The organism is Roseateles sp. P1_C6 (assembly GCF_056406315.1).
This window is the reverse complement of record NZ_JBFUAK010000012.1, coordinates 99621-114994: the sequence shown is the minus strand read 5'-3', so window position 1 is coordinate 114994 and position 15374 is coordinate 99621. Positions and strand designations below refer to the sequence as shown.

16 protein-coding genes are annotated in these 15374 nt (G+C 70.3%); 8 read left to right on the top strand and 8 right to left on the bottom strand.

Annotation, left to right across the window (positions count from 1 at the left end; all coding sequences use genetic code 11):
* Nucleotides 1-9: 9 nt before the first annotated feature.
* The 4 genes from AC1D29_RS24720 to AC1D29_RS24705 are packed head-to-tail and all read right to left on the bottom strand — an operon-like array spanning nucleotide 10 to nucleotide 4078.
* Nucleotides 10-2259, bottom strand: a complete 2250-nt coding sequence (locus AC1D29_RS24720; RefSeq protein ID WP_477902483.1) for a helicase-related protein — start codon at nucleotides 2257-2259, stop codon at nucleotides 10-12.
* A gap of 11 nt (nucleotides 2260-2270) precedes the next feature.
* Complete coding sequence (locus AC1D29_RS24715; protein WP_477902481.1) at nucleotides 2271-2993, bottom strand: GGDEF domain-containing protein; 723 nt, start codon at nucleotides 2991-2993, stop codon at nucleotides 2271-2273.
* Nucleotides 2994-3017: 24 nt separating this feature from the next.
* Nucleotides 3018-3806 (bottom strand): S1 family peptidase, encoded by a 789-nt coding sequence (locus AC1D29_RS24710; protein WP_477902479.1) that lies wholly within the window; start codon nucleotides 3804-3806, stop codon nucleotides 3018-3020.
* A 23-nt stretch (nucleotides 3807-3829) separates the two neighbouring features.
* Entirely contained in the window at nucleotides 3830-4078 is a 249-nt protein-coding gene (locus tag AC1D29_RS24705) for a hypothetical protein (protein ID WP_477902477.1), read from the bottom strand.
* Between the two features lie 427 nt (nucleotides 4079-4505).
* Between AC1D29_RS24705 and AC1D29_RS24700 the strand changes: the two genes are divergently transcribed.
* From AC1D29_RS24700 to AC1D29_RS24690, 3 genes are read left to right on the top strand one after another with little or no spacing between them, the layout of a single operon-like run.
* The gene (locus AC1D29_RS24700; protein ID WP_477902475.1) at nucleotides 4506-5294 is read left to right on the top strand and encodes a nucleotidyltransferase domain-containing protein; all 789 of its coding nucleotides are present in this window, start codon (nucleotides 4506-4508) and stop codon (nucleotides 5292-5294) included.
* 14 nt (nucleotides 5295-5308) lie between these two features.
* Nucleotides 5309-5737, top strand: coding sequence for an arsenate reductase (glutaredoxin) (gene arsC, locus AC1D29_RS24695; RefSeq protein WP_477902895.1), 429 nt, complete (start codon nucleotides 5309-5311; stop codon nucleotides 5735-5737).
* A gap of 3 nt (nucleotides 5738-5740) precedes the next feature.
* Complete coding sequence (locus AC1D29_RS24690; protein ID WP_477902473.1) at nucleotides 5741-6259, top strand: dihydrofolate reductase family protein; 519 nt, start codon at nucleotides 5741-5743, stop codon at nucleotides 6257-6259.
* A 1-nt stretch (nucleotide 6260) separates the two neighbouring features.
* Here AC1D29_RS24690 and AC1D29_RS24685 read toward each other — a convergent pair whose 3' ends face one another.
* Nucleotides 6261-7130: an oxidoreductase gene (locus tag AC1D29_RS24685; protein ID WP_477902471.1), complete on the bottom strand. Its 870-nt coding sequence runs from the start codon at nucleotides 7128-7130 to the stop codon at nucleotides 6261-6263.
* Nucleotides 7131-7252: 122 nt separating this feature from the next.
* Between AC1D29_RS24685 and AC1D29_RS24680 the strand changes: the two genes are divergently transcribed.
* Together AC1D29_RS24680 and AC1D29_RS24675 are read left to right on the top strand one after the other, a co-directional pair.
* Nucleotides 7253-8203 carry a LysR family transcriptional regulator gene (locus AC1D29_RS24680; protein ID WP_477902469.1) on the top strand — a complete coding sequence of 317 codons (951 nt, stop codon included), beginning with the start codon at nucleotides 7253-7255 and terminating at the stop codon, nucleotides 8201-8203.
* 93 nt (nucleotides 8204-8296) lie between these two features.
* Nucleotides 8297-9490 (top strand): DUF4382 domain-containing protein, encoded by a 1194-nt coding sequence (locus AC1D29_RS24675; RefSeq protein WP_477902467.1) that lies wholly within the window; start codon nucleotides 8297-8299, stop codon nucleotides 9488-9490.
* 16 nt (nucleotides 9491-9506) lie between these two features.
* Here the strand turns inward: AC1D29_RS24675 and AC1D29_RS24670 are convergent, their stop codons facing one another.
* Both AC1D29_RS24670 and AC1D29_RS24665 read right to left on the bottom strand, forming a co-directional pair.
* Nucleotides 9507-10403 carry an SDR family oxidoreductase gene (locus tag AC1D29_RS24670; protein ID WP_477902465.1) on the bottom strand — a complete coding sequence of 299 codons (897 nt, stop codon included), beginning with the start codon at nucleotides 10401-10403 and terminating at the stop codon, nucleotides 9507-9509.
* 10 nt (nucleotides 10404-10413) lie between these two features.
* The gene (locus AC1D29_RS24665) at nucleotides 10414-11172 is read right to left on the bottom strand and encodes an SDR family oxidoreductase (RefSeq protein WP_477902463.1); all 759 of its coding nucleotides are present in this window, start codon (nucleotides 11170-11172) and stop codon (nucleotides 10414-10416) included.
* Nucleotides 11173-11315: 143 nt separating this feature from the next.
* On the opposite strand from AC1D29_RS24665, the gene AC1D29_RS24660 reads away from it, so the two are divergent.
* Together AC1D29_RS24660 and AC1D29_RS24655 are read left to right on the top strand one after the other, a co-directional pair.
* Nucleotides 11316-12212 carry a LysR family transcriptional regulator gene (locus AC1D29_RS24660; RefSeq protein ID WP_477902461.1) on the top strand — a complete coding sequence of 299 codons (897 nt, stop codon included), beginning with the start codon at nucleotides 11316-11318 and terminating at the stop codon, nucleotides 12210-12212.
* Nucleotides 12213-12261: 49 nt separating this feature from the next.
* Nucleotides 12262-12669: a hypothetical protein gene (locus AC1D29_RS24655; protein ID WP_477902459.1), complete on the top strand. Its 408-nt coding sequence runs from the start codon at nucleotides 12262-12264 to the stop codon at nucleotides 12667-12669.
* Between the two features lie 71 nt (nucleotides 12670-12740).
* On the opposite strand, the gene AC1D29_RS24650 is transcribed toward AC1D29_RS24655, so the two are convergent.
* The gene (locus AC1D29_RS24650) at nucleotides 12741-13643 is read right to left on the bottom strand and encodes a LysR family transcriptional regulator (RefSeq protein ID WP_477902457.1); all 903 of its coding nucleotides are present in this window, start codon (nucleotides 13641-13643) and stop codon (nucleotides 12741-12743) included.
* A 109-nt stretch (nucleotides 13644-13752) separates the two neighbouring features.
* On the opposite strand from AC1D29_RS24650, the gene AC1D29_RS24645 reads away from it, so the two are divergent.
* On the top strand, nucleotides 13753-15360 hold the full coding sequence (locus AC1D29_RS24645) for a GMC family oxidoreductase (protein ID WP_477902455.1): 1608 nt from the start codon (nucleotides 13753-13755) through the stop codon (nucleotides 15358-15360).
* Nucleotides 15361-15374: the final 14 nt, after the last annotated feature.

Sequence of the window (15374 nt, the reverse complement as noted above, 5' to 3'; positions counted from 1 at the left end):
ACCGGTGCTTCAGCGACCCCGCCTCTGCCACAACGGTTTCTTCCCCTTCAGGTGCCTTTCGATCCCGTCGTTCAACCGCGAGCGCAGATCGATGACCGCCTCCACGTGCCCGAACACCTCGGGGAAGCGCAGGTCCAGCCACAGCCACAGCGTGCATTGCCGCAGCGCCTGCTCCATGCGGTCCAGGCGGCTGTGTTCGTCGACGTCGTCCAGGAACCAGGGCGTGCCGGCCTTGCCGGTGCGCGCGTGGCTGGCGGCCCAGGCCTGGAACTGCTCGACGACCTGCGGCAGGCGGTCGTCCACCGGCGCCTGCGCGTAGCGGAAGCGCTCCTGCAGCGGCAGCGAGCCGGCCTGGCGGTCCAGCATCTCGGCCAGGCCCAGCATCTGCTCCAGCTCGGCCACCTCGAAGTGCGCGTCGTCCAGGCGCAGCTGCTGCATGAAGACGGTCAGCACCTGGTGCAGGCTGTTCACGCCCAGGCGCTGGGAGATCGTCTGCACATGGCGCCAATTGGGCGCCACCGGGCACTTGAAGTCGCGCGGTGCGCGCGGCTCCTTGGGCAGCAGCTCGCGCAGCGTCTTCATCGCGTCGGCCTCGGCCTCCTTCAGCACGCTGACGAAGCCCTCGTCGTGCATGCCGTAGCGGCCCGCGCGGCCCGCGATCTGGTGCACCTCGCTGACGGTGAGTTCACGGTCGCCGACGCCGTCGTACTTCTCCAGCGTCGAGAACAGCACGCGGCGGATGGGCAGGTTCAGGCCCATGCCGATAGCGTCCGTGGCGACGAGCACGTCGCTGGCGCCCACCGCGAAGCGTTCGGCCTCGCGGCGGCGCACCTCGGGCGGCAGCGCACCGTAGATGACGCTGACGGCGTGGCCGTTCTGCGCGATCTGGTCGCGCAGCATCAGCACGTCGCGGCGGCTGAAGGCCACCACGGCGTCGCCGGCGTGCAGGTGCGTCATCGGCACCGGCGCGGGCATCAGCTGCACATGCTGCTTGCGCTCGAACACGCGGCGCTCGGGCTTCTCGCCGCACAGCTGCAGGAGCCGTTCGATGGCGGGCGCGGCATAGGCCGACGCAATGATGATGAGCTCGCGCGCCGGCACGCCGACGATGGCCTGCGTCCAGGCCCAGCCGCGCGAGTCGTCGAAGATCATTTGCGCTTCGTCGATGACGGCCACGTCGATCTCGTCGCGCGTGTTGACCATCTCGATGGTGCTGGATACGACGCGCGAGTTCGCGGCCGGCACGTTCTCCTCGCCGGTCAGCAGCGAGCAGGGCACGCCGCGGCCCACGAGGCGGTCACGCCCTTCCAGCGCCAACAGCCGCAGCGGCGCCAGGTAGGCGCCGTCCAGCGCCTGCGTCAGCCGCTCGAACGCCGCGTGCGTCTTGCCGCTGTTGGGCGGGCCCAGGTACAGCGTGACCTTGCGGCCCAGCTTGCGCGCCGCGTCGAAGCTGTCCGGGTAGCCCTGGAAGGCCAGCTCGCGGCCCAGGCTGGCCAGCGTGTCCTGCTCCTCGACCTGCTGCTCCCAGCGGTCCTGGGCGCGGGTCAGCGCGGCCTTCAGGTCTTCGTAGGGCATGGGCACGCCGCACTCGGCCTGCAGCCGCGGCAGCAGCGACGCGAGCTGGCTGGCATGGCCCATCGCGGCGCTGCGCGCGACGAGGTGGTTGAGGTGCAGCGTCAGCTCGGCCTTGTACGAGTACTCGGGTGCCTGGCCCAGCGCAGCGCGCAGCGCGCCCGCGTCGCCATCGCGGAAGAAGCCCCACACGGGGCCTTCGGGCACCGGCACGCGGTGCGACAAGTCGATGCGCCAGCCTTCTTCGGCCAGCGTGACGGGGTGCACGCACAGCCGCGTGAACACCAGGCCCTCGCGGCGCAGGCCCAGGCTCTCCAGCTGCGACATGCGCTGCTGCAGCTGCGGGCGCAGCGTGTTGGTCTGCGGCGTGGCCTGCAGCTGCGCGAGCGCGACGGGGATGTGCGCCGGCAGGATCCAGCGGCTCGGCCGGCCACCGCCAGCGGCCTTGGAGATCTGGATGCAGCCCAGGCGGTCGAGCGACTCGTCGCTGCCGTCGTCGAAGTCGGCGGGCACCAGCACCTGGGGCAGCGCATGGGCGGCCTGGCGGATGCGCGCCCAGTCTTCGGGCGCGAGGCCCGCGGGCAGGCGGGCGGCGTGACGGGGCTGGGGGAGGGGAAAGGCCGGCGCAGGCGGCCGGGAATCAGGGGAATCAGGAGACAAGGACTTCACGGCGGAAGTGGAACACATGAGCTGGCGGGCTAGCGCTGGCGCGCATGCGCCCGCTTCAGGCGGTACATCGCCTCGTCGGCCTTGTGCACCAGCACGCCGGGCGACTCGCCGTCATCGGGAAACAGGCTGAAGCCTATGCTGGCCGACACCGTCATCGCGTGGCCCGCCAGCACGCAGGGCGCGGCCAGGGCCTGCGCGATCTTGGCGGCCACCTGCTCGGCGTCCTCGCGGCGGTGGGTGGCCACCAGCACGACGAACTCGTCGCCGCCGATGCGGCACACCGTGTCGCTGGCGCGCACCGTGGCCAGCAGCACGCGCGCCACATGCTGCAGCACCAGGTCGCCCACCGCGTGGCCGAACTCGTCGTTGACCCGCTTGAAGTCGTTGACGTCCAGGAAATAGATGGTCAGCAGGTGGTTGTTGCGCCGTGCCAGCGCCAGGTCGTGGGCCAGCCGGTCCCACAGCACGTCGCGGTTGCGCAGCCCCGTCAACGGGTCGGTCTGCGCGGCGTGCACGGCGACCTGCAGCGCCGCGTGCGCGCTTTCGGCGGCTTGCGTGGCGAGCAGGTTCTGCGCCGTCAGGCGCGCGTTCTCCACGCGGGCATCCTGCGCAGCGACGAGGCCTTGCTCGCTGCGGGCGTCGTGGATGGCGGCCTGCAGCGCCAGCAGCGTCGCCTCGGCCGCGGCGATCTCGCGCCGCAGCGCGATGAGCCGGCGCTGGTCCGGGCTGTCATCGTCTGGCGGCGTGTGCATGGCGGCGTGTCCGACCGGGGGAACTCAGGGCTCCTCGTCCTGCACCTCGGCTGGCGCGGGCGGGGCCGGCTCGGTCAAGGTCATCAGGATGTCGGGATACCAGGACGCATTCAGCCCCAGCGACTCGTCGGCCGCCAGGTCGCGGTTGCCCATGTCCAGCCGCGAGGAGTGCACGCCCAGCAGCAGCCAGGGCAGTGGTGCACGGCCCGGCGCGCGCACGACGACGGGGGCGCCGCTGATGCCGCGGTGAGTGCGCGCGTCGGTCAGGAACCAGCCCATGCCCTGGAAGCGCCAGCCATAGGGCGAGGCCACCACGCCCTGGCGGACGACGGGGAAGTGGTGCAGCCCGTCGTGAAAGCCGAGCGGGAAGCCGGGGATCAGCACCGGCTCGCCGATGGCCACGTCGTCGTCGGCGCCGGGCAGGTTCTCGGGCGTGAAGGCGGCGAGCGCCACGCTGGGCGGCAGCGCGGTCTGGTCGATCTCCAGCAGCGCCACATCGATGCCGCCGCTGTCGTCCTGGCCCTGGCGCCAGGTGGCCAGGCCGTCGCTGAACAGCAGCACCGACCAGCCGATCGCGTCGGCCAGGTTCTCGGCGTCGCCATGCAGCTCCAGCTCGATGCGGTCGGGGTGGTGGCCGCTGTCCTCGTCGATGAAGACATGGCGGCTGCTGACCAGGTAGAGCCGCTCGTCGCGGCGGAAGAAGAAGCCGCTGGCGCTCGTCAGCCCGCGCGGGCCGTCGAAGGTGGCGATGCGCACGGTCGCCAGCAGCAGCGGGTCGATCAGCGGCATGGCGGCATGTCGGGTTGAGGTCATGCCGCGTCGGGGAGGCGGCGCCGTCAGGGCGCAGCTCGCCCGGCCGCGCGGCTCAGCGACGACGTCAGGTGCTTGCAGACGTTCTCGCCGGTGGTCGTCAGGCGCAGCGAGCCGCCATGCCATTCCATCCAGTGCAGGGCCACATAGCCCTCGATGTGGCCTTCGGTGATCTCGGCGGCGCGCCGGCGCTTGAGCAGGTCCACCGTGGCCAGAAGTTCGTCGCGCAACATGTCGCGTCGCGTGTCGGCGGGGAGCGGGGCAATGGTCTTCATCAGGGTTTCCAGGTCAGCAGTTCCTGGGCATGACCCGTCGCGGACGCGGAGAACTCCCGCATGGGGCAGACGAGTCGTGACACCGTGGGACGGACCCCATCGACGGGCAGTTCGACAGGGCGCAGATGACGCTCGCCGCTTGGAGGGGGTTGACGACCGGAGCCGGCCGGCAGGGAGCCAGCGGGCCCGAGGGTGCGCAGTCGCTGCGCACGGTGTCCATCCACCGACGTCGCGTCAGTGAGCAGACACGCGACGGGCCTTGCAGTGTACGGCTGAGTACAGGCGGCCTTTCTGCTGACAGCAATTGCCCTTGCGCGCCAACAGAATCGCTGGCCGCGCCCGGCGGCCTTCCACGACGGGGCACGGGGCGAGGAGCTGCTCGGGCACGTTGAGAGAATGGTCAGGGTCGCGTTCACCCCGCATCGAGATGATTCCAGACCCTGTCAGATCAGAAATCCTTCAGCGCATCCAGCAGGCAGAGGCTGAGCACGACGTCAAGGTGCTGCTGGCCGTGGAGTCCGGGAGTCGGGCCTGGGGTTTCGAGTCGCCCAATAGCGACTACGACGCACGTTTCATCTACATCCACCGACCCGACTGGTACCTGTCGGTCGGCCTGGAGGAGAAGCGCGATGTCATTGAGTATGCGATCGTGGATGAGATCGATCTCAACGGCTGGGACGTGCGCAAGGCTTTGCGGCTGTTCTGGAAATCCAACCCCGCGTTCATCGAGTGGGTCCAATCGCCGATCGTGTACGCCGAGAACGGCCGCTTTGCGGCCCTCGTGCGGGCACTGATGCCGACGGTGTATGCCTGTGCCAGCGGCGTGCACCACTACCGCAGCATGGCCAAGACCAACTACCGAGGCTACCTGCGCGGCAATGAAGTGCCATTGAAGAAATACTTCTACGTGCTGCGGCCGCTGCTGTCGGTGCGATGGCTGGAGCGTTATGGCAGCGCGGCACCCATCGAATTCGCCAAGCTGTTGCACTTGGTCGATGACCAGCCCGCGCTACTGGCCGATGTTCACGAGCTGCTGGCACGCAAGCGCGTGTCGCCTGAACTGGGTCTGGCGTCGCCGGTGCGTCGCATCAACGAGTTCATCGAATCGGAACTGGAACGCCTCGAACAGGCGAATCCGCGGGCCTCGTCGCGCGGAGAGGTTCTGCCGCGATTGGACGACGTCTTCCACGCCAGCCTCCACGAAATCTGGGGATGAGGACGCCTCTCGACATGACCATCATCACGATCTTCCACAACCCGGCCTGCGGCACCTCGCGCAATGTGCTGGCGCTGATTCGCCATGCCGGCTTCGAGCCGCGCATCGTCGAGTACCTGCAGGCACCACCCAGACGCGACGAGATCCGTGCGTTGGCCACCGCCACCGGCGAGCCGCTGCGCGCGCTGCTGCGCGACAAGGAACCCGCCTTTGCCGCGCTGGGCCTGGCCGACCCGGCCCTGGGCGACGACGCGCTGCTGGACGCCATCGCGCAGCATCCCGTGCTGCTGAACCGCCCCATCGTCGTCACGCCGCTGGGCACCGCGCTGTGCCGGCCCCCCGAGGCGGTGCTGGCGCTGCTGCCGGTGGGCCAGCTGCCGCCGTTCACGAAGTCCGACGGCGAGGTCGTGCACGACAGCGGCAAGCGCCGCGCGGCGGCCTGAGCCATGCGCCGGCTTCGTTACAACGTTGCCTGCAGCCTGGACGGCTTCATTGCCGACCCGCACGGCGGCTACGACTGGATCGTGGACGACAAGAGCATCGACTTCGACGCGCTGTACGCCCAGTTCGACACCTTCGTGATGGGTCGCAAGACCTGGGCCGTCATGCAGGCGCAGGGCAGCGCCAACCCGCTGCGCGGCCGGCGCGTCATCGTCGCGTCGCGCACGCTGGGGGCGGGCCAGGGCGACGGCGTGACGCTGGTGCGTGACGACATCGTCGCCGCCGTGGCGGCGCTGAAGGCCGAACCCGGAGGCCGCGACATCTGGCTGTTTGGCGGCAGCGAGCTGGCCGGCGCGCTGTTCGCGGCCGGCCTGGTGGACCGCGTCGAGACGGCCGTCATGCCGGTGCTGCTGACGCGCGGCATCCCGCTGCTGCCGCCGGGAACGCAGCACCGGCTGGCGCTGGTGTCGGCGCACAGCCTGGCCAGTGGCATCCAGATGCTGGCCTACGACGTGCAGCGCTGACTCAGGCCGCCAGCGCCTTCGGGAAGTCCGTCGACGCTGCCACGCCGCGCCATTGCGCCGTCTCGCGCGCCACAAAGGCGTGCTTGTCGGCGATCACCTGCAGCGTGTCCGTGCCCAGCGGCAGGCGCAGCGGCGGCACGTCGGCGTCCACCAGCGTCAGCAGCGCCAGCGCCAGGCGCTCGGGGTCGCCGGGCTGGTTCAGGCTGATCTGCTTCGCGCGTTCACGCACCGCACCGGCGCTGGCCGCGTAGTCGTCCAGCTGGCGCGGCGATGTGACCAGCGACTGGCCCTCCAGGAACTCGGTGCGGAAGTAGCCGGGCTCGACGACGGTGGCGTGGATACCGAGCGGCGCCAGTTCGGCGTGCAGCGCCTCGGTCAAGCCCTCGACGGCGAACTTGGTGGAGCAGTAGACGCCGAAGCCGGCGGCCGACTGGACGCCACCCAGCGACGAGATGTTGATGACATGGCCGCGGCGGCGCTCGCGCATCTGCGGCAGCACGGCGCGCGTCACGTTCAGCAGGCCGAAGACATTGGTCTCGTACAGGCGCCGCACCTCGTCGGCGCTGGCCTCCTCGACGGCGCCCAGCAGCCCGTAGCCGGCGTTGTTGACGAGCACGTCGATGCGGCCGAAGCGGTCCAGCGCGGCGGCCACGGCGCGGGCGGCCTGGCCCTCGTCGGTGACGTCCAGCGCGACGGCCAGCAGGCCGGGCTGGGCGCCGAAGCGCTGCTCGATGGCGGCCGCGTCGCGGGCCGTGGCGACGACGGCGTCGCCGTGCGCCAGCGCCGCCGCGGCGATGCGTGCACCGATGCCGCGCGAGGCGCCGGTGATCATCCAGACGCGCTTGAAGTGGGGGGTGGAGGTCGTGGTCATGGGGTGTCCTTGGCTGAAGAGGTGGTTGCAGGGTGGGTCGGCCGATGGAGCGAAATTTAGGTTCGAGATTGATCGCCAACTAGCCCAGAATCACTTCATTGATTGGCAAGTGAATCTTGATAATGGCCTTCAACGAACTGCGCGCGATCGCCACCTTCACCAAGGCCGCCGAGCTGGGCAGCCTTCGCCAAGCCGCCGTGGCGCAAGGCATCACGCCGCAGGCGGCCAGCCAGGCGCTGACGCAGCTGGAGGGCTATCTGGGCGTGCGCCTTTTTCACCGCACGACGCGCAAGCTCAGCCTGACCGAGGAGGGCGAGCGTTTTCTGGGCGCCGCCGCGCCCGGGCTGCAGGCGCTGCAGCGCGCCCTGCACGGCACGCGCCAGGGCCGCGACGAGATGGCCGGGCCGCTGCGCATCGCCGCACCGCGCTCCATCATGCTGCCGGTGCTGTGGCCCGTGCTGGAGACCTTCTGTGCCCGCCATCCCGACATCGAGCCCGATGTGCAGCTCGACGACCGCATCGGCAACTGGGTGGAGGACCGCGTCGACATCGGCTTTCGCGCCGGCACGCCGCCGGCCGACGGCGTCATCGCGCGCCACCTGCTGCCGCTGCAACTCGTCGTCTGCGCGGCGCCCAGCTACATCGCCCGCCACGGCGCGCCGCAGCGCATCGACGATCTCGCGCAACACCGCTGCAGCGGTTTCCGCCACCCCAGCACCGGCAAGGCCATGCCCTGGGAATTCGCGATCGGCGGCGAGATCGTCGCGCGCGACGTGGCCTCGGTCGTGATGACCAATGACGTCGAGCTGGAGGCCCATGCCGTGGTGGCCGGGCAATGCATAGGCCAGCTCGTCGGCGTGACGGCCGCGCCGCTGGTGCGCGCGGGCCTGCTGGTGCCGCTGCTGACCGAGCATGTCTGCGCCCACCTGGGCCTGTACCTGTACTACGGCAGCCGCGTGGCCCAGCCGGCGCGGGTTCGCGCCTTCATCGACCTGGCCGTCGCCCGCGTGGCCGGCAACGCGGACTGGGTGTTGAGCGCGCAGGAGCTGACGGCGGCGAAACGCCGCCGCTGAGCGCGTCACAAATCGACGCGTTTGGTAATGCCTGGCTTCGTCGGGCAGGCGAAGACTCGTGATCCCAATCCCGTCATTCCCTGGAGGCGGATCATGAAGAGCAAGCAAATCCTGGCGCTGCCGTTGGCAGCGCTGTTGTTGTTGGGCGGCTGCGGTGGGGGCGGCGGCGATGCTGGCACGCCGGTCACGACGCCGTCCGCCACGACATCGGGGACGCTGAACCTCAGCCTCACCGATGCGCCGGCCTGCGGCTACGACCATGTCTACGTGACGGTGCAGAAGGTGCGCATCAACGCCAGCGCCAGCGCCAAGGCCACCGACGCGGGCTGGACCGACATCGACGTGGGCCCCACGCAGCGCTTCGACCTGCTGGCGTTGCGCAACGGCGTGCTGGCCAGCCTGGGCCAGGTGCCGCTGACGGCCGGCCACTACGCGCAGCTGCGCCTGGTGCTGGCCGACAACGGCGGCAGCACGCCGCTGGCCAACTCGGTCGTGCCCACCGGCGGCGCCGAGGTAGCGCTGAAGACGCCCAGCGGCCAGCAGAGCGGCCTCAAGCTCAACGCCAGCATCGACATCGCGGCCAACCAGATGGCCGACTTCGTGCTGGACTTCGATGCCTGCAAGTCCATCGTCACGGCCGGCAACTCGGGGCAGATCCTGCTCAAGCCGGTCATCGCCGTCATCCCCAACCTGCTGTCGGGCGTGAGCGGCTACGTGGACGCCAGCGTCGCCAACGGCAACACCGTCGTCAGCCTGCAGCAGGGCGGCGTCATCCTCAAGGCCACGTCGCCCGAGGCCAGCGGCCGTTTCGTGCTGACGCCGGTGGCGCCGGGCAAGTACGACTTGGTCATCAAGGCCACGGCGCGTGCCAGCATGGTCGTCACCGGTGTGCCGGTCACGGCCGGCACGGTGACGGCCATCAGCACCAGCACCGCCCCGCTGTCGCCGGCGCCCGCCATCGACGGCCAGGCCAGCGGCAGCGTGATGGCCGCCGGCGTGGCCGCCACGGCCGGTGTCGCGGCGACGCAGAAGCTGGCCGGCGGCAACGTCATCACGGTCGCCGAGACGCAGACGGACTCGGTCACCGGCGCCTACACGCTGACGCTGCCCGCCGCGCCGCCCTGGGTAGCGCCCTATTCGCCGTCGTCGGCCAGCCTGGTCTTCGCGGCTGACGTCACCGCCGGGCTGCTCTACACCTTCAGCGCCGACCTGAACGGCACGGTCAAGACGGCTGGCCCCTTCGCGCTGACGGCCGGCGGCACGCTGACGACCAACTTCGGTTTCTGACGGGCGCCGCCGGGGCTCAGGCCACGACCGGCCTGAGCAGGTCGGCGATGCCGATGCGTTCGGCAAAGTCCACGCGCACGCGCTCGGCCACCTCGGTGACGGCGGCCGCGCCGTCGTCCATGAAGTCCACCACCGAGCGGAACGGCCGCTCGCCGTGCGACAGGCCGACCACGCGCACGACCTCGTCGGCCACGGCCTGCGGGTCGGCCTCGGGCGGCATCAGCGCGGTCAGCCGCGCGCCGATCTGGTCCATCAGCCCGACATAGCGGCCGTAAGCGGCGGCGACATCGCCGTCGCTCGGCTGGCCTGCGTTGGCGAAGTGATCGGTGCCGCTGGTGAAGGCGCCGGGCACGACGATGCTGGTCTCGATGCCGAAGCGCGCCAGCTCAAAGCTCATCGTCACGGCCAGCGAATCCATCGCCGCCTTGGCCGCCGCGTAAGGACCGAGGAAGGGCGGGAAGCCGCCGCGCGTCGTCGTGCTGCCTATCCACAGCAGCAGGCCGTGTTGCTGCTCGCGCAGCTGCGGCAGCGCCGCGCGGTTGACGCGCTGGGCGCCCAGCACATTGGTGTCGAAGACGGCGCTGATCTCGTCGGGCGTGTAGGCCTCGGTGGGCCCGACGACCAGGTGGCCGGCGTTGTGCATGACCACGTCCAGGCGGCCTTGCTCGGCGACGATGGTGGCGACGGCCGCGTCGGCACTGTGCTGTGACAGCACATCCAGCTCGACGATGCGCAGGTCCAGCCCGCGCGCAAAGCTCCAGTCGCGCAGTTCGCGGGCCTTGGCCGCGTTCTTCGCAGTGACGCCGCGCATGCTGGCGTAGACGGTGTGGCCGGCGGTGGCCAGGGACTGCGCGCTCAGCTTGCCGATGCCGCTGGACGCGCCCGTGACGAGGATGACTTGGTTCTTGCTCATGCTGTTCTCCTCAGACGATGCCGCCGTTGACCCGGATCGTCTGGCCGTTGACCCAGCCGCCTTGCGGACCAGCCAGCACGCTGACCATCGCGGCGATGTCCTCCGGCTGGCCCAGGCGCTCCAGCGGCGCCATCTTGGCCAGGCGCTCGACCTGCTCGGGCGTCTTGCCGTTCAGGAACAGGTTGGTTGCCGTCGGGCCGGGTGCCACCGCGTTGACGGTGATGCCCTTGCCGCGCAGCTCCTTGGCGAGGATGTGGGTCATCGTCTCGATGGCGCTCTTGGTCGCCGCGTAGACCGCGTAGCCGGGCAGGCCCAGGCCGATGACGCTGGTCGAGAAATTGATGATGCGGCCACCGTGGCGCAGGCGCTTCGCAGCCTCGCGCATTGCCAGGAAGCTGCCCTTCAAGTTGATGTCGAACAGGCGGTCGAAGGTCTCGTCGCTGGTGTCGGCCAGGTGGGGCAGCTCGTTGGCCATGGCGCCGGCGTTGTTGACCAGCACGTCCACGCCGCCAAAGGCCTCGGTGGCCGCGTCGAACAACAGCCTGGCGGCGCCGGCATCGGCCACGTCGGCCTGCACGGCGATGGCACGGCCGCCGCCGGCGGTGATGGCGTCGACGACCTGCTGGGCCTCGCGGGCGCTGCCGGCGTAGTTGACGACGACGGCATGGCCGTCGGCCGCCAGGCGCTGCGCGATGGCCGCGCCGATGCCGCGCGAGGCGCCGGTGACGATGGCGACGGGGGAGGAGGTGATGGTGGAAGAGTGGCTCACGGGGTGCTCCAGATCGGGTTGCGGTTGGAAGGCAGGACCGGGGAGCGGCCCTGTGAGTTCAATGTATTGTTCTGAACGATTCTGATAAATCAGCCAATCAACACATCACAATCCAATCCATCTAAACAATAGGAGCGGGCGGCATGGACCGACTCGACGCGATGCGCCTGTTCATGCGCATCGTCGACCTGGCCAGCTTCACCAAGGCGGCCGACGAGCTGCAGCTGCCGCGCGCGTCGGTCAGCCTGGCGCTGCAGCAGCTCGAAGCCCGCCTGGGTGTGCGCCTCTTGAACCGCACGACGCGCCACGTCAGCCCGACGCTGGACGGCCAGGCCTACTACCTGCGTTGCCAGCAGATCCTGCAGGACGTGGGCGAGGCCGAGGACTTGTTCCGCAGCAGCCAGCTCAAGCCGCGTGGCAAGCTGCGCGTGGACATGCAGGGCAACCAGGCGCAGCGCTTCGTGCTGCCCTTTCTTGGCGACTTCCATGCCCGCTACCCCGACGTGGAGCTGGAGATCGGCCTGGGCGACCGCTTTGTCGACCTGGTGCGCGAGGGCGTGGACTGCGTGCTGCGCTCCGGCGAGCCCAAGGATTCGTCCATGGTGGGCCGGCGCGTCGCGCAGCTGCGCCAGGTCACCTGCGCCAGCCGCGGCTACATCGCCCGCCGCGGCCTGCCGCGCACGCTGGACGAGTTCGCCAACAGCCACCAAGCTGTCAACTACATCGGCAGCAGCGGCCGCGTGCTGCCGTTCGACTTCATCGTCGACGGCGAGGCGCGCAGCCTGACGCTGCCCGGCCCCGTCACCGTCAGCAGCGCGTCGGCCTATGGCGCCTGCTGCCTGGCCGGCCTGGGCTTCATCCAGGCACCGCGCTACAACTTCGAGGACCAGCTGGCCAGCGGTGAACTGGTCGAGGTGTTTGCCGACTGGCAGCCGCCACCCATGCCGGTCTATGTGCTCTATCCCCATGCCCGCCAGTTGTCATCGCGGGTGCGGGTGTTCGTGGATTGGCTGGCGGAGCGGATGGCGGCGGCTGGCTGAGGCTGCGTCGGCTACGCTGGCGACCCGGTTGAACTGACGTCGAGGAGCCATGGTCGTTCGTCGCCTTCTGGCTGCATTGCTGATCACGGTCAGTAGCACCGCTGCGCAGGCCAAGGTGTCCGTGAACGCCTGGCTGTGTTTCGCACAACAGCAGCTGAGCCTCGACGAGTCCACCCAATCCGCCTTGAGCCGACTGGTCGCCCGGGCGCGCGACGTGGAACGGCACTACGGCAGCGCCGAAACGGTCCTCGTCGCAACCTACCTGCCGGAGCGCGCAAAGGAGCGGCCGGCCGAATCTAACGCGCGCGCCGCCGGGATCCTGCAAAGGCTGCGCGATATCGGGCTGACCTACCAGGAGCCGGTCGTGATGGCAGGAGCCCCTGTGGATTCGCGCGATCGAGACTGCCGAGCGGATCAGGCGGTACTTGAAATTGAAATCCTGTTCAAGCATCCCTGACCCCTCGTCATGCCTGCCCTGCTGGTCATCCACGGGCGACATCCGCGTCGACGAACCGCCGCTGGCCCTCGTCAGCGACCCGAACCCGCCACCGACCTGAACAACCGGATTGCCGTCTCCGCCGCCGGCGCCAGCGTGCGGCCGCGCAGCCAGACGGCGTGGGCATCCACGTAGAGGTCGCCGAAGGTCTTCACGCCGCGCAGCGGCTGCAGGCCCAGTTCGAGGGCCGTGGGCAGGGCGCGCGGCAGCAGCGCCAGCATGTCGCCGTCGGCCGCCAGCCGCGCCAGCGTGGCCACGTCGTCGCACTCGACCACCACCGGCAGCTCGCCCGGGCTGGCGAAGCCCAGGCCCTGCGCGATGTAGACGAAGAGCTGCGGCGACGTGGACACGACGCCGAGCCCGAAGCGTGTCAGGTCCGCCGTCGTCACGTTCGCGGCGCCCAGCAGCGGGTGGCCGTCGCGGGCATACACGCCGCCGCGGATCTGGGCCACCGGGGCCATGTCCAGGCGGCTCGCGTCGGTCAGCATGCGCCGGTCGGCGACGAAGAACTCGATGGCTTCGTCGGCCAGCAGCGTCAACAGGCTGGGCACGTTGCCATAGCGCACGCGCGCGACGACGCCAGGCGCCTGGCGCCTCAGCTCTGCCAGCAGCGGCGGCACCAGCACGGCCGCCGGCACCGGGCCGGCGCCAAAGGCCAGGTCGCCCAGCAGGCCGCCGCGCAACAGCGCCGCGTCGCGCTCCAGGCAGTCGGCGTCGAAAACCAGGCGGCGGGCGCGCTCCACCAGCGTGCGGCCGGCCGGCGTCAGCACCGCGCCCAGCGGCCCGCGCTCGAACAGGCGCAGCTCCCAATGGGCTTCGAGGGCCTGGATGCTGCGGCTGAACGCGGCCTGGCTGAGGTGCACGCGCTCCGCCGCGGCGACGAAGCGGCCCTCGTCGGCGAGGGCGATCAAGTGGGACAGCTGGCGCAGGTTCACTATGCGCTCCGCGCAATGAATGCTGACTAATTATGCGTTGGACGTAATGCGAGCCCGCTTTCATCCTCCGCTCCCCAGACCCGCAAGAGGCTGGAGGAGACGAAGACCGATGGAGTTCGATTACGTGATCGTGGGCGCCGGTTCGGCCGGCTGCGTGCTGGCCGCGCGGCTCAGCGAAGACCCCGGCGTGACAGTGGCGCTGCTGGAAACCGGCGGGCCGGACAGCAGCGTGCTCATCCACGCGCCGGCCGGCGTCGTCGCCATGGTGCCCACGCGCATCCACAACTACGCCTACCAGACCGTGCCCCAACCCGGCCTGAACGGCCGCCGCGGCTACCAGCCACGCGGCAAGACGCTGGGCGGCAGCAGCTCCATCAACGCGATGCTCTACGTGCGCGGCCACCGCCACGACTACGACCAGTGGGCCAGCTTCGGCAATGGCGGCTGGTCCTACGACGAGGTGCTGCCCTACTTCCGCCGCGCCGAGCACAACGAGCAGTTCGGCGACTGCCCGCTGCATGGACGCGGCGGGCCGCTGAACGTGACGCTGCCGCGCAGCCCAAGCCCCATCAACCAGGCCTTCCTGGCGGCCGCGGCGCTGCAGGGCGTGCCCCACGTGGGCGACTACAACGGCACGGAGCAGTTCGGCGCCTTCGTCTACCAGGTCACGCAGGTCAACGGCGAGCGCTGCAGCGCGGCCAAGGCCTATCTGACACCCAACCTGGGCCGGCCCAACCTGCACGTCATCACCCAGGCACAGGCGACGAAGCTGCGCCTGGCCAACGGCCGCGCGGTGGGCGTGGACTACCGCGTGGGCAACGCGGCCCGCCTGGTGCGCGCACGCCGCGAGGTCATCGTCAGCGCCGGCGCCTTCGGCTCGCCGCAGCTGCTGATGCTGTCCGGCATCGGGCCGGGCCAGCACCTGCAGCAGATGGGCATGGACGTGCAGCGCGACCTGCCCGGCGTGGGCCAGAACTTGCAGGACCACATCGACTATGTGCAGACCTGGCGCTGCAGCGACGCGACGCCCACGTTCGGGCTGTCGCTGCGCGGTGGCGCGCGGCTGGCGCGGGCGGTGGGCGAATGGCGGCGCCAGCGCACGGGGCTGCTGACCAGCAGCATCGCCGAGTCCGGTGCCTTCCTGCGCTCGGCCGCCGACGTGACCGTGCCCGACCTGCAACTGGTCTTCGTGCTGGGCATCGTCGACGACCACGCCCGCAAGCTGCACTGGGGCCACGGCATCTCCTGCCATGTCGACGTGCTGCGCCCGCACAGCCGCGGCACCGTCGAGCTGAATGGCCCCGACCCGCAGCTGGCGCCGCGCATCGACCCGCGCTTCCTCAGCGACGAGCGCGACCTGCGGCTGCTGGTCAGGGGCGCGCAGCTGCAGCAGCGCCTGATCGAGTCCAAGCCGCTGGCCGGCATCCGCGGCGACATGCTCTACCCGGTGCGTGCCGACGACACGGCAGCCCTGGCCGCCGACATCCGCGCCCGCGCCGACACGCAGTACCACCCGGTGGGCACCTGCCGCATGGGCCCCTCGGGCCGCGACCCGATGGCCGTCGTCGACGAGCGGCTGCGCGTGCACGGCGTGGGCGGCCTGCGCGTCGTCGACGCCTCCGTCATGCCGACATTGATCGGCGGCAACACCAACGCCCCCACGATCATGATCGGCGAGAAGGCGGCCGACATGATCCGCGCCGACGCGCGGCACTGAACAACAACGAGGAG